21 protein-coding genes are annotated in these 22,818 nt (G+C 58.0%); 17 read left to right on the forward strand and 4 right to left on the reverse strand.

All coding sequences use genetic code 11. The annotated features are described in order from the left end of the window. The 8 genes from VGG64_09370 to VGG64_09405 all read left to right on the forward strand — a co-directional run. The coding region (locus tag VGG64_09370; GenBank protein HEY1599799.1) for a recombinase family protein at positions 1 to 625 on the forward strand (625 nt) is incomplete at its 5' end. A gap of 338 nt (positions 626 to 963) precedes the next feature. Beyond that, positions 964 to 1,314, forward strand: a complete 351-nt coding sequence (locus VGG64_09375) for a hypothetical protein (GenBank protein ID HEY1599800.1) — start codon at positions 964 to 966, stop codon at positions 1,312 to 1,314. After that, positions 1,311 to 2,834, forward strand: coding sequence for a hypothetical protein (locus VGG64_09380; protein ID HEY1599801.1), 1,524 nt, complete (start codon positions 1,311 to 1,313; stop codon positions 2,832 to 2,834). Before VGG64_09375 ends, VGG64_09380 begins: the two co-directional genes overlap by 4 nt. An 8-nt stretch (positions 2,835 to 2,842) precedes the next feature. Further along, positions 2,843 to 3,421: a hypothetical protein gene (locus tag VGG64_09385; GenBank protein HEY1599802.1), complete on the forward strand. Its 579-nt coding sequence runs from the start codon at positions 2,843 to 2,845 to the stop codon at positions 3,419 to 3,421. Positions 3,422 to 3,438: 17 nt separating this feature from the next. Then, positions 3,439 to 3,843: a hypothetical protein gene (locus VGG64_09390; protein ID HEY1599803.1), complete on the forward strand. Its 405-nt coding sequence runs from the start codon at positions 3,439 to 3,441 to the stop codon at positions 3,841 to 3,843. Further along, on the forward strand, positions 3,843 to 4,385 hold the full coding sequence (locus tag VGG64_09395) for a DUF2213 domain-containing protein (protein HEY1599804.1): 543 nt from the start codon (positions 3,843 to 3,845) through the stop codon (positions 4,383 to 4,385). The genes VGG64_09390 and VGG64_09395 overlap by 1 nt, the downstream gene beginning before the upstream one ends. A gap of 563 nt (positions 4,386 to 4,948) precedes the next feature. Then, complete coding sequence (locus VGG64_09400) at positions 4,949 to 5,917, forward strand: hypothetical protein (GenBank protein ID HEY1599805.1); 969 nt, start codon at positions 4,949 to 4,951, stop codon at positions 5,915 to 5,917. A gap of 120 nt (positions 5,918 to 6,037) precedes the next feature. Further along, positions 6,038 to 7,885, forward strand: a complete 1,848-nt coding sequence (locus VGG64_09405; protein ID HEY1599806.1) for a recombinase family protein — start codon at positions 6,038 to 6,040, stop codon at positions 7,883 to 7,885. Here VGG64_09405 and VGG64_09410 read toward each other — a convergent pair. Next, positions 7,863 to 8,276: a hypothetical protein gene (locus VGG64_09410; GenBank protein HEY1599807.1), complete on the reverse strand. Its 414-nt coding sequence runs from the start codon at positions 8,274 to 8,276 to the stop codon at positions 7,863 to 7,865. The two genes, VGG64_09405 and VGG64_09410, sit on opposite strands and share 23 nt — an antisense overlap. Before the next feature lie 563 nt (positions 8,277 to 8,839). Here VGG64_09410 and VGG64_09415 point away from each other — a divergent pair. After that, the gene (locus tag VGG64_09415; protein ID HEY1599808.1) at positions 8,840 to 9,649 is read left to right on the forward strand and encodes a DUF6263 family protein; all 810 of its coding nucleotides are present in this window, start codon (positions 8,840 to 8,842) and stop codon (positions 9,647 to 9,649) included. A 115-nt stretch (positions 9,650 to 9,764) separates the two neighbouring features. Here the strand turns inward: VGG64_09415 and VGG64_09420 are convergent, their stop codons facing one another. The 3 genes from VGG64_09420 to VGG64_09430 all read right to left on the reverse strand — a co-directional run bounded on the left by VGG64_09420 (position 9,765) and on the right by VGG64_09430 (position 12,162). Beyond that, the gene (locus tag VGG64_09420) at positions 9,765 to 10,586 is read right to left on the reverse strand and encodes a hypothetical protein (protein HEY1599809.1); all 822 of its coding nucleotides are present in this window, start codon (positions 10,584 to 10,586) and stop codon (positions 9,765 to 9,767) included. Between the two features lie 39 nt (positions 10,587 to 10,625). After that, positions 10,626 to 10,784, reverse strand: a complete 159-nt coding sequence (locus tag VGG64_09425; protein ID HEY1599810.1) for a hypothetical protein — start codon at positions 10,782 to 10,784, stop codon at positions 10,626 to 10,628. A 904-nt stretch (positions 10,785 to 11,688) separates the two neighbouring features. Then, a complete protein-coding gene (locus tag VGG64_09430; GenBank protein ID HEY1599811.1) occupies positions 11,689 to 12,162 on the reverse strand; it encodes a tRNA (cytidine(34)-2'-O)-methyltransferase in 474 nt (157 codons plus the stop codon). Positions 12,163 to 12,447: 285 nt separating this feature from the next. Between VGG64_09430 and VGG64_09435 the strand changes: the two genes are divergently transcribed. The 8 genes from VGG64_09435 to VGG64_09470 all read left to right on the forward strand — a co-directional run. After that, positions 12,448 to 13,947 carry a sugar ABC transporter ATP-binding protein gene (locus VGG64_09435; GenBank protein ID HEY1599812.1) on the forward strand — a complete coding sequence of 500 codons (1,500 nt, stop codon included), beginning with the start codon at positions 12,448 to 12,450 and terminating at the stop codon, positions 13,945 to 13,947. Continuing rightward, positions 13,944 to 15,002, forward strand: a complete 1,059-nt coding sequence (locus VGG64_09440) for an ABC transporter permease (GenBank protein ID HEY1599813.1) — start codon at positions 13,944 to 13,946, stop codon at positions 15,000 to 15,002. Before VGG64_09435 ends, VGG64_09440 begins: the two co-directional genes overlap by 4 nt. 89 nt (positions 15,003 to 15,091) lie before the next feature. Further along, on the forward strand, positions 15,092 to 15,991 hold the full coding sequence (locus VGG64_09445) for an inositol oxygenase family protein (GenBank protein ID HEY1599814.1): 900 nt from the start codon (positions 15,092 to 15,094) through the stop codon (positions 15,989 to 15,991). 71 nt (positions 15,992 to 16,062) lie between these two features. Continuing rightward, entirely contained in the window at positions 16,063 to 17,712 is a 1,650-nt protein-coding gene (locus VGG64_09450) for a pyridoxal-dependent decarboxylase (protein ID HEY1599815.1), read from the forward strand. A 148-nt stretch (positions 17,713 to 17,860) separates the two neighbouring features. Next, entirely contained in the window at positions 17,861 to 19,348 is a 1,488-nt protein-coding gene (locus VGG64_09455; GenBank protein HEY1599816.1) for a DUF1501 domain-containing protein, read from the forward strand. Positions 19,349 to 19,433: 85 nt separating this feature from the next. Next, the gene (locus tag VGG64_09460) at positions 19,434 to 19,823 is read left to right on the forward strand and encodes a GntR family transcriptional regulator (protein ID HEY1599817.1); all 390 of its coding nucleotides are present in this window, start codon (positions 19,434 to 19,436) and stop codon (positions 19,821 to 19,823) included. 2 nt (positions 19,824 to 19,825) lie between these two features. Beyond that, a complete protein-coding gene (locus VGG64_09465; protein HEY1599818.1) occupies positions 19,826 to 20,767 on the forward strand; it encodes an ABC transporter ATP-binding protein in 942 nt (313 codons plus the stop codon). An 87-nt stretch (positions 20,768 to 20,854) separates the two neighbouring features. Continuing rightward, positions 20,855 to 22,818 (forward strand): hypothetical protein (locus VGG64_09470; GenBank protein ID HEY1599819.1); only part of this gene is annotated, 1,964 nt, incomplete at its 3' end.

Here is a 22,818-nt window from a genome sequence, read left to right on the forward strand (position 1 = left end):
CCAGATTTTTACTCCCGCAAAACAAAAGGAGTTCTCAATGTCCGTAGCAGTTTACTTGCGTGTGTCGACACTAGATCAGGAAAAGGGCATCGCCAGCCAAGAGAAAGCGATTGCCGATTACCTCGCTGGTCACTCGATTACCGATGTAGTGTGGTATCGCGACCGCATGAGCGGAAAGAACCTACAGCGGCCCGAATTCGATCGTATGTCCAAGGCTATTTTCAACGGCACGCATAAGACGGTTATCGTTTGGAAACTCGATCGACTGAGCCGATCGCTACGGGATGGGATCAACGTGTTGTGTGATTACCTTGCCAAGGACGTAAGGGTTATCGCGGTAAGCCAACAGTTGGATTTTTCGGGTAGCGTTGGCCAGATGATTGCCAGCGTGCTTTTTGCAGTTGCACAAATGGAGCGTGAAAACCTACGCGAGAACACCAAGCGTGGCTTGGCTGCTGCAAAGTCGAAAGGCGTTCGCCTCGGACAGCCCATCAAGATCGACGCGAACGCCGTCGCAGAGCTTCGCAATCGGGGCCTTGGCTACACGGCCATCGCTCGCCAGCTAGGTTGTACCGCACAAGGGGCCCGCGACAGTTTCAAGCGATCGATGGCCACTGTCGGCTAATTTTGTTGAAAATAATTGCCGGGCTGTACATTGCCCCTGTCGTCGCCGTATCGCCCGTTTCGCGAGAGGCAGTGCCCTGTCGGCTGTCGACGGCTGTCCCCCCACTGCCTCTCGCGAAAATCGACGCTAGGCCCCTTAAAAGCAATCGGGCCTGCCAAGCCATCGGCCTTGGCCATCGCTAAACACCACTCTGGTGTAAAGACCCCAACAAGTCGCCTTGAAAGTTCCAAGGTTAGTCGTCCATACCGAATGGGGCGAAGGCATACTGTTACCCCACTACCTACCGACGAGGTGGCACCCATATGTCGACAACATGCAGCCCCGAAACATCTACCCGAATGAAGTACGCACCCGGAGCAATCGCCAAGCTCGACCAGCGTACGGCCGTCGCCATCAAGTTGAAGCGAGCGTATCGGGAGATCGTTTCCGACTTGGGCGGCTTTGATGCGTTGTCGCATATCCAGTTGTCCTACGTCGAGAGGTTTGTGTGGCTGGAATGGACCCTCCAGAAACTAGAAACGCAGATCGCAAAGAAGCCTGAACGTGCGGAAAAGATCATGAGCCGCTGGATACAAGGCCATAACTCCTTGCAAGGGCTCGGCAAGATCCTGGGCATAAACCGCAGGCCGAAGACGCTGAGCCTACAAGAGCACCTCGACGCGAAGAGTGCGAAGAGGAAGCACAAATGAACATAGTCGAGGCCATTCAAGATGGAGACCTTTTCCGCCCTTTCCTCGCGGACAAAGACGGCAGCGTTTCGACATGGCGGAACTGGCAAGTCGCATTACGTGCCATATACGGAATGTCGATTCGCAAGCCAAGGAGCCTTGGGTTGCTCAAACGCTGCACTGGCAGAACTCAACTCGCCAAGGGCGGATACTCAAAGAGTTTGATAATCACCGGTCGCCGGAGCGGAAAGTCTCGCTGTGCTGCAATCATCGGTGCGTACGAAGCCTGCCTTGCTGGCCACGAATCGAAACTCGCCAAGGGGGAACAAGGTTATGTCGCAATCTGCTCTCCCACGAAGGCACAGAGTCAGATCGTCCAGAAGTATTTGAAGGCAATTTTCAAAAGCTCCCCACTGTTGGCGAAAGAGGTCGTCGACGAATCGCCGCTAGGGTTTGATCTTCGCAACGGCAATCGAATCGAGATCATTGCTGGCGAGCACAGAGCAATTCGCGGGTACACACTGATTGCGGCCATCCTGGATGAGATCGCGTTCCTCGGTGTCGACCCTGACGCGAAAACGAAATCTGATACCGAGTTAATTCGAGCGATCGCCCCGTCATTGGATCAGGTAGGCGGAAAGCTAATCGCCATCACCACTCCCTACGCTCGCAAGGGGTGGACCTATGCGACTTACGAAAAGCACTTTGGGAATTACGCTGGCAAGGTGCTTGTCTGGAACTGTCCCTCGCGAACGATGAATCCGACACTACGCCAATCGGTCGTAGATGACGCGATCGCGGAAGACCCGCAATCAGCGAAGTGCGAATACTTGGGTCAGTTTCGCGACGATATAGAGTCGCCCATCACTCGCGATATCGTAGAAAGGCTTGTCGTCAAAGGCCGGAAAGAGATTCTGCCGCAGCAACGCATCTCCTATACCGCTTTCGCAGATATGAGCGGAGGGGGCAACGCCAAGAACGATGATACGTGCTTGGCTATCGGCTACATGCAAGACGGCGTGGTGAAGTTGTGCAAACTCCGCAAGTACGCACCACCCTTCAACCCCCTGGCTGTCTGCCGCGACATAAGCACCATCCTCAAGCGATATCACGTTTCGTGTCTATTTGGGGATGCCTACTCAAAGGACTATATCGCTGCCACGTTCGCGGATCATCACATTCGATATTTCAGATCGGACAAGAACCGCAACGGACTCTTTGCCGAATTGTTGGGCTGGATCAATTCGGGCAAAGTCGAATTGCTCGACGATGCCACGCTGGTGGATCAACTCGCCAGCCTAGAACGGCACGTTCGCGGCACGGGCAACGATTCATTCCAAGCACCTCGCGGAGGTCGAGATGACGTGGCAAACGCACTTGCGGGGCTTGTCACGTTCGCAGCCAGAGGTCTCGTAACCGTCGGTGCATTCGGTGCCCAACAGACCGATGAGGACGACTACGAAAACGATCCGTACCGAGAGGAACGTGAACGCACGATGCAACTATCCGACTTCCAACTCAGCGATCCATTCAGCTACTAGGAGATCACATGGACGAAGCACAAGTAGGGTTTATCGCGGGATTCGCCAACGCGAACGAAGTAACCTACCTCGAAGAGCGGAATCGAAAAGCGAAGCAGGACTTCATTAAGCGGCATGGTGGAGTCGAGTGCAGTATTCGGCAATCCAACGGACTCCGCATCTTTGCCGATGGTGCCAGACTCGACTCTAGCAACCCATTGGGAGAGTTCCGCGAACCACCTACAAACGAATATGCTCGCCTCAAGTTCGTCAGAATCTATTGGAAGGTTCGCATACAGGAAAGTCACGATGCCTACTTCACGCATCGTGACAACCTACGAGCCATGCCTCAATTCGATCGCATGCCGACCGAGGCAGACATTGCCAAATTGAGAGAGCTACGGCTTGTGGCCCTCGCTGCAAAAAAGGGATATGAGTCCACGCAGAATAAGATCGACAAATTGGAGGAACCCTCACGGCAACGCGAGCAGCAAATAAACGCCAGCCGAAACAATGCGGTCCACACCGTCATGCGACAGATCGATGCCATCGACAAGATGACACTCGATACGCCAAAGAAGTCCAAGAAAAAGAAACGAACCGTTTAACCATTGAGGATCACGCGATGACAAAACAATACGTCTGTACCAACTGCGAGACTTTGTCGACGCACGAAGAACCAGTGCCCGTGCTCAACTCACCAAGTTCCGGTCCCACGTTAAATCGTTCCATTGTCCCTCAATACGATGAAGAGGGGATTCCCGTATTGAATGCCCCCAGCACTAGCAAGAATGTGCCTGACCGATCATCGGGTCGTACAGCCAGGGAATTGATGCTAGGCACCCTGGAACCAGTGCAGACGGGTGATGAGCCAATGGCAGCGACCAAGGGCAGCGGTAGAAAGCAACCGCCAGATCGTACCAAGGGCAGTGTCGATGAGGACGACGATCAGGATGAAGACGAGGACGAGGCCCCTCGTCCAAAAAAGAAAAAGATGAAAAGCAGCGGTACCTTGGAGGTGGGCAACTGATGGGTTCCTATCTAATCAAGAACCTCGAAGGACGTCCGCATGTAGTGGTCCCAGTGACCATGATCGTGGAAGGCGTACTCAATGGGTCTCACGGGCCACTGATGTACCCGCGATCGACCCTTCGCAATGTGCGGGCTTGGAATGGGCGTCCCGTCGTGGTGCATCATCCCACGATGGAGGCCAACGGGCTGGCTGACGATCCGGTGATCTACAACAAGCAGAAGATAGGCACGCTATTCAACGCTGGGTATGACGCCAAGCGTAGGGCCTTAGTCGCAGAGGCATGGATCGACAAGGCGAGGGTCCAATCGTTTCCGCAAGTCCACAAAGCCATTAGGGCTGGCCGTGCGTTGGAGGTAAGCACCGGTGTGATTACGGACAACGATGAGATCGCAGGCACGTTCAACGGGAGGGATTACTTGGCCGTCGTGAGATCAATGCATCCTGATCATCTCGCAATTTTACCGGGTTTAAGAGGGGCATGTGATCGCAAGATGGGTTGCGGAACACATGCCGTTGAGAACGTTGCTGGATCGTGGTGACTCGACAGTGTTACTACGGAACACCGTTAAAGTCAGGGTTGCAATGTGACGAAAACAGTTTGCCTTTATTGGCCTCCTTGTCTGCGTTCGTCTGATCGAAAGAGTTGCAATCAGCCATGATCCAGTCGCAACCGAGTGCCGTGCATTTAGTTCCAGTGTACGGCACTCGGGAGCTTATTCGTCGAGGGAGGTCGGAAGCCGAAATGCAGTGATGGCAGCCTATCTCATGCCGGTTTGTAGTGAGGAGCATTAGGGTGTCGTATCTATTGGCGACAGAAGCCCTAATGCTCCTGATCCAGTGAGAGCTTCAGACCTAGTTGTGTTTCGGGAATCCTCGAGCCGGGTGCAGTAACCCACGTGATTATTGCATCCGGCTTTTTGAAAATGATACCCCAGCCTTGAGGAACAAATTACGAGTGGTTAACCGACCCTGTTTTTAACGGTCCTCAAGGTTGGGTTTTTTATCGTGCAGCGAAGCGTGTGAAGATCCGCCTAGTGACTGCCCTCGATACCTCCCGGGGGCAGTCATAGGTGGAACAACTAAATATTGAACGGAGAATCATATGAGCGTTTTACTACCGAGCCCGCCATACATCCGCAATTCAATTGCGGTCAGCGTGCGACATGACAACTATTCGGAGCGATTCGTCGATCATTTGGAAACGGAACTCTATCCGGGCCATCTTGTCGAGTACACCGCTACCGGAACCGTACAGCGTAGGAGCACCATCGGCGGAGATATCCCATTCGCAGTAGCGATGGAGAGTCCGCTAAATGCGACGAGCAACAACGGACAGACCACAATACCGTCAACGATCTATACGGTGTTCAACGCAGCAGTCGACAGAGCAAACATTCTGTACCCCGGCGAGGGCGACACTGTTCTGTTGCGACTGCAAGCCGGTCAAAGCGTAGTCAAGGATCAACCGGTGATCTGTGCTGGCGATGGTTCCGTGATGGCATGGATTCCCAGTGGCAAAGTCTACGCCAGCACCGCCGACAGTGACCCGATTACTAACACCGCTGACGGCACACCATTTCCCGGTTACACGTTTCCGGCTAATACGCTGTTGGTGGGAGATGTGGTTCGGGTGCGGGGGTACGTCGTATGCCCATTGACAAACGGTAGCGACACCCTGACGCTTGCCCTGTCATTCGGCAGCAGTGCGGTGTTCATCGCAGGCCCGCTCGACGTGGCTAACAACAACTTGCTGTACTTTGACGCCTTGGTGGCGGTGGAGGCCGTAGGCCCCTCAGGGTCGATCGTAGGCAGTGGTACGACAGCCTTTGGGGCGACAGGCACCACGCCTAAAGCCTTCGAGCTTGCAAGTTCGCCAATAGACACGACAATGGCTAATGAAGTGTACTTGCTCGCCCAGTGGTCGGCAGCGAGTACAGGCGACTCGGCCGTGTTGCGTCAGTTTGTCGTATCGCTTGAACGTGTGTATGACAGATCGTTCGCAGTTGCCGACGAAGACTGCGACAATAGTGATGGTGATACGGAGTTGTTTTTGCTTTGTCGGTCTAAGTAGAGATCTCGGGGGCGGCACGTGTCGGGAGTAGCTACCCGACGCGGATCAACTTTCCTTCGCTGGTTGATTGATTAGCCGCCCCCGCTTTTCCCTGTCAGCGAGGGAAAGCGAAGGAAATCTATGGCTCCAAAAGCCCCCGCCAAGTTGCGTGCTGTCGGCTACTGCCGTACATCTGGCCCCGGTCAAAAGGCGAGCCAAACTACCTCGATAGGTGGCCAGGACGAACGGGTTCGTGATTTCGTCGCGTTCAAAGAATGGAAACTCGTCAAGGTTTACATCGACGAGAGCGTTAGCGGCGGATCAATCGCCCCGCGTGACGCATTCGTTCAAATGATGCGTGACGCGGAAGCGGGTATGTTCGATGTACTTGTTCCATTCGACGTGAAACGATTTGCTCGTGATGGGTTCGACATCCTCAACGAATCGCGTCGACTCAAGAAACAGCTAGGGATTCGCACGGTCGACACCCAAGGTACGCACGACAGTGACGGCCCGCCCCTTATCAATTTCCTCCACGCTGGCATCGCTGAAATGGAGGTAGGGCTTATCAAGGATAGGACCTATGGCGGGAAGGTCAGACGAGCCAGGGACAAGAGCAAAAAGCCCCCCATCAAAGCCAAGCCCTGGGGTCGCACGTATGACACTGACAAAAAGCGATGGGTGGCAATTCCCGAATGCAAGGCTCTGCTAAACCGAATCGCCAAGCGATACCTCAATGGCGAGAACCCCCGCAAACTAGCCGAAGAGTTTAAGGACGATTTCGGCAGCTATAGCAAGGTATACCGATACCTAAAGGATCGGCGTACGGAGTGGGGTATCAATTTCGTCGACGAGACGGTTGAGATTCCCGACGCGGACCGTAACGCGGTTTACCCGATGGAGCCCTTGTTGAGTGAGTCGACCATCGATGCCATCTACAGGCGAATGGCAAAAAACAAAAAGGGTGCCAAGGGTGCCAAACGTCTCTATCTGCTGTCGGGCTATATCTACTGCGAAAAGTGTGGCTATGCACTGACGGGCCAAGATCAGAAACGAGCCCATACCAAGTATCGTCACTCGGCCGAGGGGCCAGCTACGGCATGCCCCAAGCCTTGGCCCTATCCGATCTGCGAAAAGATTGAAGAGGCTGTTGTCCGCAAGTTGCTCGAGACCTTTTCAAACCCGCCAGCGATACGCCGTGCAATCGAGGCCGCTATCCCGAACCTGGACGAGATCAAGGGCTATATCGCGGAGCGTGACGTCATCGACGGCAAGATCGCCAAATTGAAAGTTGCTCGCAAAAAACAGCAGCAGTCGCTAAACGATGAGGCCGTTTCGTATGAGGATGTCAAACCGATATTGGTTGACCTGAACGAACGAGAGCAAGTGTTGGTCGATCGTCGCAGCAGGTTGACAAGCATGATCGAAACAGCACCCAGTCAGCAGCAGATGAATGGGCATGCAACACGGTTGATGAAACGGGTGGCAGACCTAGTTGCTAAGGCATTGCCACCCGCCAAGGCACGCAAGGGCAAACCGACAAAGCCGAAAGCCGGTGAGATCAGTTTCCCGAATGAGAACTGGATGAGCCCTGAGGTATACGACCAAATGCGGGCCGCGTTGACACCGGCTATCAAGTCGTTTGAGACATTCAACCGCCTGCTCCACGATCCCGAATTTGAAACTGATCCTAAAGAGTTCAAAAAGCTGTCAGACGAATTCGACAAGACATGGGTTCAGTTTCAAACGACCCTGCTCGCCCATGAGGGGGCGTTTTACGATCGCCTATCGTTCACTGACAAGCGAGCCCTGATAGAACATGCGTTCGACATAACGCTACCCGATGGGCGACAGCCGGGGGTGTACGTGAGAGCGGTTGACAGCAGCAACCATCGGGATAAAGATTTCGAGTTTACGCTACGCGGAAATGCCGCATTTGACCGGGAAATGGGCGATACTTTAGGTATCAATGAATTTCAGCATCGTTGAAGGCCAGCACGGTGCCGGTGGCCACGACTTCGGCATCCCAGCGCGGCCCCTTGTCCGGCCAGCGCTCGGTGACCAACTGCTCGGCGAACTTGCGCACCTCGGCGTGGGCCGGCGCCTCGGCCGAAATCGAAGGCCGTGCCATCAAGAAGGCATAATTCGTGTGGCAAGTCATGCATTGCCGCGTTTGTTGCCAATCGAGCGCGGCGGAATCCAGGAAATGCGTCGCGCGCTCTAGCGAGAACTCGGCGACGATCGGCTCGTCGGAGGAATTGGGGGTGGGCGCCACCAGGTTGGCCAAAGTCACTGGTTCGGCTGCCGTGAGATCGGCAACAAACATAACCATCGCGCCGATGACGGCGATCAACAAACCAACAGTCCGAATGGAGTTCATGGCATGTCTCCGAAGAGCGAGGTCGGGGGCGGGGCCTCAAACAGCAGGTGGGAAAGCGACGCAAGGGGCCAGGGCAAGCTGCCCATCAGCATAACGATACGGCACGGCGGTTAATAGCCGGCGCTACAACTGCCAGAGGTGATTGCGTAGTCCCATTCCTTGTATTTGCGTGGCGGGCCGAGCGAAACGAGCCTCAGTTCTTCGCCATAAGCTGGCGGCGGCGAATGCGCCGACCTATAGGCACCGACTGACTTTGCAATCGTCCTCAGGCAGACTCGGAACTAGCGGCGGCGCGTTGGTGCTTCGCTCATGCTGACAGTTTAGCGCACGTGCGGAACGTTCGTCCTGCGCAATTTTCCCCTTGCCATTTATTGTCGACATCACGACCATGCTACCGAAGTCGCTGCACATATTTTGAAAGGCGATTTATGCTCAAATCAAAATCGGTAGCTCGTTCGATCTGCAGTCGTCGTTTTATCGGAATTTGTACCGCCATCGCATTGATGCCAACGCCGGCACACGGCGAGACGAAGTTGCGATGGAAATTTACCGCCGGCGACAAAATGCGATTTGAAACGAAGACGGATACGACGCAGGAGATTAAGGACGACCTACATCATATCGAGATGACGGAGACGTGCATTTGCGACGTGGCGTGGGAGATTAAAAATGTCACGAATGACGGCACGGCAACCGTATCTCGCGCGGTAGAACGAATACGCTATGAACGATCGCACTCCGATGAGCCACCCATCGCGTTCGATTCACAACATCCCCAAGGTTCGACGCTCCCTGTCAAAGTGGCCAACGGCTGCCATTTGCTCATCCATAAGCCATTTCTCGCGAAGGTTACGGCCGTGGGTAAGGTGTTGGAAGTTTATTTTCCCGATGAGCTAGCCGCCAAGCTACACAAAGAAGTCCCACAGAATCTAGGAACGCTGCAATTTTCTCCGAGTTACTTGAAGCGCTGGATTGGCCAATCCTTCGCGACGCTTCCTGAACAATCCGTAGCCATCGGCCACACCTGGGAAGAACAGGATTTTCAAAGGAACCAGACGTCTACGACCAAATTCACATTGACGGGACAAGAGGATTACGAAGGCAAGCAGGTCGACAAAATCGAAATGGTCGGAATCTCACAAATCGATCTGCCAAGTGAATTGCAAGTCGTTGCCAAACAGCAATCGACCACTGGCAAGATTTATTGGGATAACGCCTGTGGATCTCTCGTTGAATCAAACGTTCGAACCAAGATGAACTTCGTGTTCAGGAAGGATAATTTGTCATCCGAACAGCATTTCATGTTTACTGTAAGCGTGAAACGCCTAGGGACCGAAAACGATGGGGCAGGCGACGCCAGTCGCACCAGGTAGCGAGAGATAAACGCCGAAGAGCGCGTGAAGGCCTATACCGCGACAAATACTGGGCAGCGGAAAGAGAGCCCTTGGGTGGTGGCAACCGTGCTGCTGCCCAAGGGTTTTTCGTTTGTCACTGGCGTGCGTCGCTGCCGGACGACGTATTGGTCGGCAGAGATTTTTGTCGTTTCCGGGGTCGCTTAAGCGACCTTTCCCCGGGTTCATTTCGATACTTCACTCGTTGGAGGACAAAAAGTACGGGAGCAAACATGAAGTTTGCGATGGCGATACATACTAATATCCAGAAGAGTTGACCACCCTTAATGGAAAGATATTCTTCAGACCAAATCGATGGCGATTCCGACGAACGGTCGGATAACTGAATTTCGCCAACGCCAGCGATTGTCCCCCGTGGATTTACCTTGGGTGTACTTTCACGGGGGTGTAGGAGCAGCATCTTTACGGTGAACGAATCCCCGGGGTCGAGTATGACCGGATTGAATGCTACGCTGCTGCTCGTTTTGTTCTCAGCCGTAGAACTTGCAAGGGCTGGTTCTTTAACGCCGTTATACAGGTACTTTCTACTTGCAGATACGAGAGTCGGTGAGCCGACCATATCGCAATCGACATCAAAACCGAGTGGGTCGTGGCTGTCGTAGTCGTCTGGTCGAATCGATGCTCGACCATCATTTGAAATCGTGAGGACCACGATCGACAATGTCTCACCCGTCTTCAGGATGTCCTGCCCCTTGAGCAAAATCTCAAGGTCACTGATCTTTTCGCGAACTTCGAGGACCTTGTAATTTGCCGTTTGCTCAAATTTGATATTTGGTTTCGCTGGAAAGGCGTACCCCGCGACGAAGAAACCGATGCCCACAACCAAGCTTATGAAACCAAACGGTAAGAGCGAGTCGATTGGTCGAATGCGGTCGTAAGCACTTCGGAAGAATCCCATTAGCCCACTTCCTGATTTGAGTCGGTGTTCAATTCCACACTACTCGTCGACCTTCTTCTCGTCGATTTTCCAAGTAAGCACTCTCGTGCCAACTACCGGATTGTTGCCCGTCACCACTGCGGACTTTCCTTTCTTCATTACCTCAGGGCTGATATTGCCGTAGAGTTCGCCGCGAACGCCTCTGTCAAGGCTATCCATTTGCGTTGTGCGTCTTTGTCTTTCTTCTTGGTCATGTCTTGCTCCATTGAAAAAGTTGTACCGGGTGCATTTTACCAATGCCCCATAGGCCGTCGAATCGTGACCGGCCAAAGCAGCCCAGCCATAAGGCCCTCGCCGGCTTTTCCGCCCCAGGGTCATGCTGTCAACCGAGGAAGGTGCTAACGGCCGTTGACAGGGGCGTCGATACCCTCCAGTGTATGGAGCGTAAACCAGTGCACTATAGATGGTTACAGAATCATGTCGACCGCGATATCAGGGCGTATGCCTGCCATCGTTTTGACGTGGGATGGGGGCGGCGAAAGAACGGGTCGCCTGTACCGCGGCACCGAGATCATCAAGGCGAGAAGGGACTATCGACGGCTGTTACTCGCGGACCGTCACCCCCGCGTCGAAAAGCCACACCCCAGCATGAAGGAGTACCGAGCACTGCCAAAGTCGTCAGTCACGAGTCCGGCATCACCCAAAACTTTGAAGGAGTTCAGAACCATGAGTGCGACCGCGATCAAGAAAAGTTTGTCAGCCAAGGCCGAGGCTCTTGCCAAAAAAGTAACCAAGGCGAAGACCACTACCAAGAAAGCAACCAAGCCCGCCTAGCCCAAGCGAGATGAAATCGGGGTCAGGGTCGAGAGTGACGCGGGCAAGATCAACGCCGTAGGCGTGTTGTGACCTTGAATCCCTTTGTCGACGGCCGCTGATCCTGACCAAATTGTGTGGGGGCCAGTGATTGCAACGTAACTGGTATCCGTCGGCGGGCTGCCGGTGTCGGTGGGACAATGATAGAGGGGAATGACGATGTTATGCAGCTTGCTGTTATTCGGGCCGTCCCACGGCTCATCCTGATGATCGAACCACGCCCCTTTCTGCCATCCAGACGGACGACCGGCTACTCATCGCCGTTTTCCCATTGTCGTAGCGCCTCGAACATCACGATGGCCACCGAGTTCGACAGGTTCAGGCTGCGGGCTGCCGGACGGATCGGGATCCGCAGCGCCCGATCGCGGTTCGGCTCCAACAAGGCCGCCGGCAGCCCCTGCGACTCGCTGCCGAAAACCAATACGTCGGCCGGCCGGTAGTCGACACTGGTGTAGCTGCGCGTCGCCGTTTTGGTGAAGTAATACGGTGCAACCGACGGTAATTGCGCGACGAGCGATTGCCAGTCGTCGACGGCTTCCCATTCCAAATGAGGCCAATAGTCGAGCCCAGCCCGGCGCAGATAATAGTCATCCAGCCGGAAACCCAACGGCCGAACCAGCCACAGCTTGGCCCCCGCGGCAACGCACGTGCGACCGACGCTGCCGGTGTTATGCGGGATTTCGGGTTGGTACAGCACGATGTGCAGACGTGGTTCGTATTTCACATCACGTGGAATATCACGCGCCGAGCACATGGTCAACCGGCCGCTCTGGTATTGACTCGTTCGGAGGATCACAGCTGCCCGGGCATGCCAGAGCCACAGGCGAGTCACTCGGTTTGGCTCCGAAACATGGCAACAATCGTTAATCGTATTTTGGGGGCAAGAGCCACCGTTTTTTGGTGCCCGCACTAGGTCGTGCGAAATTGCGGTGTTAGCATAGGAGGCCCGGCCCGCTCGGGCTCGGCCCACAGGCACGCACCGCAATCCTGGTCTCGTCCAACGCCCCGCATGAGCGATCGAACTGCGCTACTTTCGATGCACGGCATTACAAAGCGGTTCGGCGCCACCGTTGCGCTGGCGGACGTGTCGCTCTCGGTCGGGGCCGGGCAAGTGCTGGCTCTGATCGGCGAAAATGGCGCCGGCAAAAGCACCCTCATGAAAGTGCTTTCGGGCGCACATCGTCCCGATGCCGGCGAGATGTACCTGGACGGACGCGGCTACGCCCCCACGGGTCCACACCAGGCGCGCGTAGCGGGCGTCGCCATGATCTACCAAGAGTTGAACCTGGCGTTGGACCTCAGCGTCGAAGACAACATCATGCTCGGCCAAGAGCAGCATCGGGCCGGCTGGCTATGTCGTGGCAGCCAGCGCGCGCGCGTCCAGCAAGCCCTGGACATGCTAGGCCATCCAGAGCTGCGTCCCGATACGCTGGTCGAGCGTCTTTCGGTCGGGGCACGGCAGCTGGTCGAAATCGCCCGCGCCTTGGTCTTTCATCCGCGGGTGATCGTCTTCGACGAGCCCACTAGTTCGCTAACGGCCCACGATGCAGAACATCTCTTTGCGGTGATTGCACGGTTACGTGACGCGGGGCTGGGCATCATCTATATCAGTCATTTTCTGGAAGAGATCCGTCGCGTGGCAGAGCGTTACACGGTCCTCCGCGATGGACGCACTGTCGGCTCCGGAGAATTAGCCGGCGCCAGCGAAGCGCAGATCGTGGCGCTGATGGTCGGGCGCAACGTGCAAGACCTCTTTCCCACGGTGCCGCACAAGGCAGGGGAAGAAATTCTCGAAGTCCAGGACCTCGGCGGAGTCAAGGTGCCGCGCGGCGTAAGCCTGACACTGCATCGTGGTGAAATACTTGGAATCGCCGGATTGGTGGGCGCAGGGCGGACCGAGCTATTGCGGTGCATCTTCGGGCTCGACGCAGTTCGCCGCGGCGTCGTGCGTGTGGCAGCATATACGCCTCGTCCGACGCCGCGGGCACGAATCCGCGCCGGGCTGGGGCTGGTTTCCGAAGATCGCAAGGGGGAAGGGCTCGCTCAGCAGCGCTCGATTGCCGATAATCTGACCCTCAGCCGTCTCGCGCCGTACAGCCGCTGGGGTTGGCTCAACCTGCGGCGCCGCGAGGTGGCGGTGCGCGACTGGATGGGTCGGCTGGAGATCAAAGCCGCCACGACAGAACAGCCCGTCAGCGAACTCTCGGGAGGCAATCAACAAAAGGTGGCGATCGCCCGCGTTCTGCACCAACAGGCCGACGTGCTACTGTTGGACGAACCTACCCGCGGGATCGACGTCGGCACCAAAGCCGAAATCTATCGTCGCATGGGGCAGCTCGCCGCGGAGGGTAAATCGGTCGTCTTCGTCAGCTCGTACTTGCCCGAGTTGTTGGCAGTTTGCGACCGCGTAGGAGTCATGGCGCGGGGCCGCCTGCGCGAAGTCCGGCAAGCGCGCCAATGGACCGAGGAAGAAGTGATGGCTTGCGCGATCGGGGGAGACCAGTCGTGAGCGATACCGTCGCGGCGGCAACCCGTTCTCCAACGTCGACGCCCACCGTCGCACGGCGGCTCTTGGCGCTAACGGGACCGCTGGGCACGCTGTTGGCGCTATTGGCCGTGATCGCGCTGTTTGCCATCGCCGATTGGCTGAAGCAGGGGCCGGACGTATTCCTTTCCCCTCAAAACGCCCGCACGGTGGCGGTCCAGGCGGCGCCCATCATCGTGGCGGCGCTGGGCATGACCGTGATCATTATCGCCGGCGGCATCGACCTGGCGGCCGGCACGGCCTTGGCCCTGTCGGCGACGGTGCTGGCCTGGTGCCTCGACAAACATTACTCGGGCCCGGTCGCCGTGTTGGCAGCCGTCGGTACCGGTTGCCTCGCCGGCTGCATCAACGGGCTGCTGGTGAGCGCCCTCGGTGTCGTACCGTTCATCATCACATTGGGAACGATGACGATCTATCAAGGCATTGCCAAAATCCTGGCCAAAGAAACCACGATCCGGCCGGCGCTCGATCGGATCCCCCCCGCGTTCGAGGCGCTGGTGACGACACGGCCCCAGCCTGCCTGGTTGATCGAGTCGCTGCACGTGCCCAACTTTGCCTGGGGCGTTTGGCTGGCGCTAGTTTTGGCCGTGGCGCTGGCGGCTGTTCTGCGGTACACGGTATTTGGGCGTTACGTGTTTGCCCTCGGGTCGAACGAGCAAACCGCTCGGCTGTGCGGTATTAACGTGCCTTTGGTGAAAATCGCCGTGTACACCCTCGGCGGGCTGTTCGTCGGGATCGCTGGCACCTATCAATTCGCCCGGCTCACCAGCGGGAATCCGATGTCGGGCACGGGGCTCGAGCTGCGGATGATCGCGGCGGTGGTGATCGGCGGGGGGAGCTTGAACGGCGGCAGAGGTTCGGTCTTGGGCACGGTCTGCGGCGCCATCATGATGGCGGTCATCGCCAGTGGGTGTACGCTGCTAGGCTTGAGCAATCCGATCCAGGAAATCACGATCGGCGTCATTATCGTGGTGGCCGTGACGCTGGACCAAATCCGCCAACGCCGCTGGGTCAGTTGATTTTCGTCTCTTAACGGCGGCCCAGACTGTATACAATTCTGGGGTGCCCAGCAGATCACCGCACGGCTCGTAAACGGGAGCGCCCAAGTATGGTCGATAAATCGCAGCAAACCGATACGAATCCCCTGTCGAGCCTCGACGAGTGGGAAGACGACCTGAAACGCCGCTACCCAGAGCCGGTGCCCGAGGGTGTCGTCCATGCCGAGAATACCAAGAAGAATGCCAAGGAATTCCGCAACCACCGCAATTCGGCGCGGCCCAGCGTGCGCGAATTCTACCGCCTGAATCACCTTCATCAAACGCTCGACTTCGTTCGCCAAAAGCACACCGAGTATCTGCCGCTGGCCAAGCGCGAGATGAGCATCTGGGAAGCGCTCGAATACCTCAACACGCTCATCGACGACAGCGATCCGGACACCGACTTTTCGCAAATCGAACATTGCCTGCAAACCGCCGAGGCCATTCGCCGCGATGGGCATCCGCGCTGGTTCATCCTGGCCGGCCTGGTCCACGACCTCGGCAAGATCCTCTGCCTGTACGGCGAGCCGCAATGGGCCGTCGTGGGGGATACGTTCCCGGTCGGTTGCGCCTACTCCGAAGAGATCGTGTTCGCCGAATTCTTCGCCGACAATCCCGATCGCGAAGTGCCTCAGTACCAGACGCCCAACGGCATCTACCGCGAGCATTGCGGGCTGGACGACGTAATGATGTCCTGGGGACACGACGAGTACATGTATCAAGTCGCCAAAAACTATCTGCCTGATGAAGCGCTGTACATGCTGCGCTTTCATTCCTGCTACCCGATTCATCGCGAAGGGCAATACCGCCATTTGATGAATGAGAAGGATGAGAAGCTGTTCCGCTGGGTGCGTAAGTTCAGCCCCTACGACCTGTACACCAAAAGCGCCGAGCGGCCCGACGTGGCCGCCTTGCGCCCCTACTACGAAGACCTGGCGGCGGAATATTTCCCGGACAAGGTCAAGTGGTAACGCGCGGTCGACAGCCACGCCTGGCGCACTCTAGTTCTCCTTCTAAGCGATGAAGGTCGCGACACGCCCGCATGCCCCGTTACCGACAATTGCTCGAGAGTTTGCGGCGTGAGTTCCCGCAGCCTGTCTCGGATCATGTCCACGACGCCTATGTGGCGTTCTCGGTGCTCCGTGCCTTGGATCGGGTCGACGCGCTAAAGTCGCAGGCGCCGATTCTTGGCGCGCCGGTCGAGCCCGACTTTGCCGCGGCCCTGGCATCGCGCGTCGCCGAGCAAGGTGAGCCGCTCGAGCAAGTGATCGCGGATCTGGTCAAGCATCTGGAAGGGATGTTTATCTGGGGGCATCCGCGCAGCCAGATCAACGTGATCTCGCATCCCTCGATCGCCAGCATTATCGGCGTCCTGCTGGCCTCGACCTATAACCCCAACCTGGTGAGCGACGAAAGTGGCCGCGGCTTTTCGGCCGCCGAGGTGCGCGCCACGACGATGGCCGCCGAGTTGGTCGGCTACGATGCCGCACGATCCGGCGGAGTCTTCACGTTCGGCGGCACCGGCGGCATGCTGTACGGGGTAAAAGTCGGGCTGGAAAAAGCTGTGCCCGGTTGCCTGCGCGCAGGGCTAACGCAACCGGCCGTCGTGCTGGCCAGCGCCCACAGTCACGCCTGCACCAGCAACGTGGCGGCCTGGCTCGGGATTGGGCAAGACAACGTCGTGCTCATCCCCACTGCGGACGACCACTCGATCGACATCCAGTTGCTGGCCGCCGCCGCGCGGCAAGCGCTCGACGCGGGCAAGCGTATCGCGGCGTTCGTGGCCACGATGGGTTCGACCGATGCCTTCGGAATCGATGACCTGCGCGCCGTGCATGCCCTACGCGATGAACTGGTGCGCGAATACGCGCTTGCCTACGTTCCGCACATTCATGCCGACGCCGTCATCGGTTGGGCCTGGAGCGTTTTCAACGACTACGATTTCTTGCAGAACGCATTAGGCTTTCGCGGCCGTACGGTGCGGGCCTTGGCCAAGGCGCATCACAACTTGCAGTATCTGTCGCTGGCGGACTCGATAGGCATCGATTTCCATAAGACCGGCTTCGCCCCCTATATCTCGTCACTGGTGATCTTCCGCGACCGTGACGACTTGCAGTACATCTTGCGGCCCCGCGAATCGCTTCCCTATATCTTTCAATCCGGCGCCCACCATCCGGGACTGTTCACGCTCGAAACCAGTCGCTCGGCCACAGGGCCGATGGCGGCACTCGCCAACATGCTGCTCTTGGGCAAGGAGGGATTTCGGGCGCTGCTAGGGCACATGGTCGAGATGGCGGAAGTCCTCCGCGAGGCTTTGGTCGCGCATCCCGATCTGACCGTGCTAAACGGTGAGAACGTCGGGCCGGTCACGCTGTTTCGCGTTTATCCGCGCGGCACAGACACGTTCACCGTGAAAGACCGCGAACGCTCGGACCCGAAATTCCAGCAGGATTTGCTGGCGCTGAACGACTATAACCGCCGCGTTTTCGAGCGCGTACACGCCGAAGCCCTCACCGGGCATGGCGTGGTCATTTCGATGACGGATGCCTTTTGCCACAGCGATTTCGGCACGCCGATCTCGGCGCTCAAGTCGTACGTCCTCTCACCGTTTACCGACGAAATGCGTATGCACGACGTTATCACTCACGTGATCTCGGCGCGCGACCAGGTCGAGGCAGAGGGTCGGAATTAAGTCGACGCCGTGAGATCCGCCCGGTAACTCGGCCGACGGTTCTTGCATGTTTCGAGCCGTCGTAAGACAATCGGCCACGGGTTCGCCCGAGCGGCAACCAGTCGGGCAGAGCTAACCTGTGATTCGTCCGCATCGACAGGATCGCACGATGTTTAGCGACGAAGATTTCAGCAATTGCGACGGCATCAGCCGACGACGGTTCTTGGCATCCGGCGGCGCCGGTTTGGCAGCCTTGGGCGCAGCCGGCTCGCCGAACGCCCCGGGCGCACTCGCGGCGAGCCAACCGTCGCGGGCGCCGCGCGCGAAGTCGGTCGTCATTCTCTATCTGTACGGCGCGCCCAGTCAGATGGATACGCTCGACCCGAAGCCCCGCGCGCCGGTCGAGCGGCGCGGCGAGTTCAAGACCATCGCCAGCAGCCTGCCGGGCATCGCAGTTTCGGAGCTGCTACCCAACATCGCACGCAATCTGCACCGCGTGGCCTTGGTGCGTTCGATGACTCACACGTCGAACAATCATGCCGTCTCGGTGGCCTTGTCCGGCCTGTCGAAGTCGTTGCCCGAAATCGAGGGAAACGGACGCGATCCGCGTCATCAGCCCTACATCGGTTCCGTGCTCGAGTACCTGTGGAAGCAACAGGGAATCAGCATGGTCGACAATGGCATCCCAGTGAACATGGTTCTTCCCTGGGCCCTGAACGAGAAGACCGGGCCGGGGCGTTGGCAGCACGATGCGGCGTGGCTCGGCCTGCAATACAACCCCGTTATTCCCTTGTTTGCCGGCCAGGGTTCGCTCGAGGTCGGCGCGCCGTCGATCCAAGGATCGACTCCCATCCTGACGCGGTTCGACCCCTGGGACGGCATCACGCCCGAGAGCACATTTCGCTTCGGCGGTACGGAATTGCCGCAGGACCTGAGCATGTCGCGCCTGGCGCGCCGGCAGGAATTGCTCCATTCGCTCGATACAAACGAGCGCGAGCTGGGCACGATCGTCAATACATTCGATCAATGCCGGGATGTGGCCTTTGCCATGATTGCCAATCCCCAAGTCGCCGCGGCGCTTGACGTAACACGCGAGCCGGGCGCCGTGCGCGATAAGTTTGGCTATACGCTATTCGGACAATCGGCGCTAGCCGCGCGTCGACTCATCGAGACGGGCGTGAAAATTGTCACGGTCTTTTGGGATACGTGGACCGATAATAACGCGTCCTGGGACACGCATCACAACCATCACCCACGTCTGAAGGATGGGTTGTGCCCCAAGCTCGATCAGATCCTGCCGGCTTTTCTCGACGACATGCACGAGCGCGGACTGCTGGATGAAACGCTGGTGATGGTCATTAGCGAGCATGGACGCACGCCGACCTTGGGCAATTCGCCGGGCGGAGCGCGCGAGCATTGGTCCGGCGCGTACTGGGGAATGTTTTTCGGCGCAGGCATTAAGACCGGCCAGGTGATCGGCGCGACCGATCGCGAGGGAGGCTACCCAACCAGTTGCCCGACCGACCCGAAAGACATCCTGGCGACGATGTATCACCTGCTGGGCTTCGATCCGCTCTTAACGACCGTGCCCGATCGGTTCGGACGGCCGCTGCACATTCTTCCTCATGGCGACGTGGTCAACGCGCTCTTGGCGTAGACTCGCAAGCGCCGTCCTTCGCAGAATTCTTCTTGACATTGCCCATCACTTACTGTACTAGTACGATCATACAGCAGGTGATCGCATGTTTTTTGCCATTGATACAGCCAACGGCGTTGCCGTTTACGAACAAATCATCCGCCAGGTGAAATTCGCCGTCGCGCGCGGCGCGATCAAGCCGGGCGAGATGGTCGCTTCGGTGCGTGAATTGGCCCGCGAACTGGCGGTTAATCCCAATACCGTGGCCCGAGCGTATCGCCAGCTGCAGACCGACGGCGTGTTGTCGTCGGTCCGCGGGACAGGGCTGGAAGTTGCCGCGCGGGCGCGTGATCGCTGCCGTCGCGAGACGGTCGAGCTGATCCGCGCCCGGCTGCGGCAAGTTCTTGTCGAGGCCCAGAGGAGTCAACTTTCCCACGACGAGCTGCGCGAGTTGGTCGACGACGAGCTCAGCGTCCTCACCCGGCAAGGAACCTGAACATGCAACCGGCCATCCGTCTGGCCAACGTCACGAAGCGTTATCGGGACCATACCGCGCTCGATCACGTCTCGTTCGAGGTGCCGCAGGGCTGCGTCTTCGCCTTGTTGGGTGAGAACGGCGCCGGCAAGACCACGGCCATCCGCATTCTGCTCGGGCTGACCGAACCCGATACCGGCTTTGCCGAGATCCTGGGACGCGACACGCGCGGCCGTCAGGTCGACGTTCTGCGCCACGTAGGCTACGTGCCCGAGCGCCCGACGCTGTACGACTGGATGACCGTGGCCGAGATAGGCTGGTTCACGGCCGGCTTCTATGGCGGCGACTTCGCGCGGCATTACGACCGCCTGATTTCGGATTTCGGCTTGCCTCCGCGCCGCAAACTGAAGGCGCTCTCCAAGGGAATGCGCGCCAAGGTAGCTCTCTCGTTGGCGCTAGCGCATCAGCCTGACGTGCTGTTGTTGGACGAACCGACCTCGGGCCTCGACACGATGGTCCGCCGCGAGTTTCTGGAAAGCATGGTCGACCTGGCCGCGGCCGGGCGGACGGTGGTGCTGTCGAGCCATCAGATACACGAGGTCGAGCGCGTGGCCGACATCGTGGCCATTTTGCACGACGGCCATTTGGTGCTGGTCGAGCGCTTGGATGAATTGAAAGACAGCGTCCAAGCGCTGACCGTGACACTGGACGACGGTGTTGCCATGCCGCGCGTGGCGGGCGAAATCCTCCGCGAGCGGCGCAAGGCCCGGCAGTGGCAGGTGCTGGTCCGCGGCATCAACGACGAAAGCCTGGCGGCATTGCGTGCCCAGCCGGCCGTGAGCGATGTCGAGGTCCGTCGCCCATCACTGGAAGAGATTTTCGTGGCGTACATGCGCTCGGGCGATGGAGGCGCGGTGAACGATGCGACGCGCGACGCAATCAGAACGCAAGGGTCGTTCGACTGAGAATCCCGCGCTGCAACAACAGAAATCGAGTCCCGAACGGCTAATTGGCGCTTGAATCATTGTCGTCCAACTTTCTCGACAAACGTTATGACAACCGACGTCTTTCGCCGCGTGGTGTGGAAAGAATATCGCATGCTGCGGTCGTTCTGGATCGCGCTGGTGGCGATTGTCGTGGGGGCACAGGCGATCGCGTGGCTGTCTGGCCCCGCCGCCGGCGCGCTGCAAGCGGATCTGGTCATCATGGTCACGGCTATCGTGGCCTATGCGCTGGGGATCGGAGCCACGATCTTCGCGGTCGAACACGAGGAAGGGACCAACACGTTCTTGCAGCCCTTGCCGGTCGAAAGCCGGCAACTGTTCACGGCGAAAGTCGCGTTGGCATTGGCAAGTGTCATCGCTCTGGCCGGCGCGCTCGCGGTCGTGACGTTAGCGTGGAAATGGCTCGGCCTGGTGCGCGTTCCGCTTATCACTAAGCATTCGGATATCGATACGTTGTGGAACACTTCCCTGGGCGTAGTCCTTGGAACGATCGACGCGTTTCTGTGGGGGCTGTTCTTTTCACTTCTGCTGCGCCGCCCGCTGGTCGCGGCCTGCGTCGGAGCGGCGGCCGCGATTGCCATTCTGCCGGGGGTTCTGTTGTTCGGAGCCATTCTTCACGCGTGGCACTATACTTATTACTTCGACCAAGCTACGACCACGGCAATAGGCTGCACAATTCTGTTGGCGGGCGTGTTCGCGGTCGACTGGTGGCTCGGCCACCATTGGCTGGAAGGACAAGCCGTGCAGGGCCTGCTGCGGCGCCGCCGACAGCGCCTCGACGCAACGCGGCGCATCACGGCGTTTGACACCGCAACACCTTATCTATCGCCACTGACCTCGTTCCGCCGTCTCACCTGGCAGGAGTTCCACCAGGCGCGGCGCCTGATGGTGATCTTCGTCGGCGTAGGCGCATTTCTGGCCATTCTGGTTGGCGGCGAAGGCCAAATTGCCGCGACCATCGCCGCCTTTTTGCCGACGATCGGAATCGTTGCTCTGATGGGATCCTGCGTGTTCTTGGCCGATCAAGAACGATCGCAATTCCGCTACTTTTCAGAACGTCCGGTATCGGCACGCATGGTGTGGCTTAATCGGCAATGCGTCTGGCTAGGCGTTGTCATCGCCGTTCTAGCAATTGGCGTTCCGTTATGGACAAAGTCGGCAACGGGAACACTTACTCCGTTGACCAACCCGGTCAATCTACGAAATCTGGCCGGCCTGCCGGCAGGGACAGCACAGTTCTTCGGCTGCATTGACCAACTGCCGAGTTGGGCGTTCTTCGCCGTGTACGCAGTGTTGGCGTATTCTTGCGGGCAATTGTGCTCGATGCTGTTTCGCAGCGGCATTGTCGCTGGTTTCGCCGGAATCGTTCTGTCGCTTGCCGTCTCAGCTTGGGTAGGCGTAACCGTCGAACTCAGGCTCAACTGGCTCGTTACTTTAGCGCCAATTCCGGTCATTCTGCTGTGGGCAACCTGGTGGCGCGCCCCGCATTGGATTGGTGAACGGACGGGCTGGTGGCCGTGGACCCGTTTGGGACTTTCGCTGGCCGTGCCCGCGATGGCGGTCGTCGCCGCGACGGCAACATACCGTGTCGCCCAGATTCCCAGGGTCGATCCCGGGTTCTCACCGGTTGAATATGCGGCGCAGGTTACTCCTGAAGCGCGTCAAACGGGAGAGATGTATCTTCGCGCCGCAGATTTGCTACGCGTTTCCTCTCCCTCCTTGCCGTCAGTGATTCTGACATCGGGACAAGGCGGGAGTTCGACAACGATCGGCGCCATCCTGAGTCTCGAACCGGATGCCACCGTTTGGCAAGACCAGCTCGAATGGCTTTCACAGAACCAGGAGTCGCTGCAACTTATCCTCGATGCGTCGGCCCGCCCGACATGCGTGCTGCCCGCGCGGAACGTCGAATCTCCTGATGCCCTCCAGGGTTCCGGGGCGATTTTCTACCTGCTCGCTACGGACGCTCGTCGACTCGCAGACCAAGGGGATTTGGACGGTGCGTTTGACAG

The organism is Pirellulales bacterium, assembly GCA_036490175.1.
Taxonomy (GTDB): Bacteria; Planctomycetota; Planctomycetia; order Pirellulales; family JACPPG01; genus JACPPG01.

Coding starts and splice junctions, on each gene's coding strand:
- VGG64_09465 (HEY1599818.1), top strand. CDS start 19,826: ATGCAACCGGCCATCCGTCTGGCCAACGTCACGAAGCGTTATCGGGAC.
- VGG64_09380 (HEY1599801.1), top strand. CDS start 1,311: ATGAACATAGTCGAGGCCATTCAAGATGGAGACCTTTTCCGCCCTTTC.
- VGG64_09460 (HEY1599817.1), top strand. CDS start 19,434: ATGTTTTTTGCCATTGATACAGCCAACGGCGTTGCCGTTTACGAACAA.
- VGG64_09410 (HEY1599807.1), bottom strand. CDS start 8,276: ATGAACTCCATTCGGACTGTTGGTTTGTTGATCGCCGTCATCGGCGCG.
- VGG64_09390 (HEY1599803.1), top strand. CDS start 3,439: ATGACAAAACAATACGTCTGTACCAACTGCGAGACTTTGTCGACGCAC.
- VGG64_09420 (HEY1599809.1), bottom strand. CDS start 10,586: ATGGGATTCTTCCGAAGTGCTTACGACCGCATTCGACCAATCGACTCG.
- VGG64_09415 (HEY1599808.1), top strand. CDS start 8,840: ATGCGATTTGAAACGAAGACGGATACGACGCAGGAGATTAAGGACGAC.
- VGG64_09450 (HEY1599815.1), top strand. CDS start 16,063: ATGCCCCGTTACCGACAATTGCTCGAGAGTTTGCGGCGTGAGTTCCCG.
- VGG64_09405 (HEY1599806.1), top strand. CDS start 6,038: ATGGCTCCAAAAGCCCCCGCCAAGTTGCGTGCTGTCGGCTACTGCCGT.
- VGG64_09425 (HEY1599810.1), bottom strand. CDS start 10,784: ATGGATAGCCTTGACAGAGGCGTTCGCGGCGAACTCTACGGCAATATC.
- VGG64_09445 (HEY1599814.1), top strand. CDS start 15,092: ATGGTCGATAAATCGCAGCAAACCGATACGAATCCCCTGTCGAGCCTC.
- VGG64_09395 (HEY1599804.1), top strand. CDS start 3,843: ATGGGTTCCTATCTAATCAAGAACCTCGAAGGACGTCCGCATGTAGTG.
- VGG64_09435 (HEY1599812.1), top strand. CDS start 12,448: ATGAGCGATCGAACTGCGCTACTTTCGATGCACGGCATTACAAAGCGG.
- VGG64_09400 (HEY1599805.1), top strand. CDS start 4,949: ATGAGCGTTTTACTACCGAGCCCGCCATACATCCGCAATTCAATTGCG.
- VGG64_09455 (HEY1599816.1), top strand. CDS start 17,861: ATGTTTAGCGACGAAGATTTCAGCAATTGCGACGGCATCAGCCGACGA.
- VGG64_09375 (HEY1599800.1), top strand. CDS start 964: ATGAAGTACGCACCCGGAGCAATCGCCAAGCTCGACCAGCGTACGGCC.
- VGG64_09385 (HEY1599802.1), top strand. CDS start 2,843: ATGGACGAAGCACAAGTAGGGTTTATCGCGGGATTCGCCAACGCGAAC.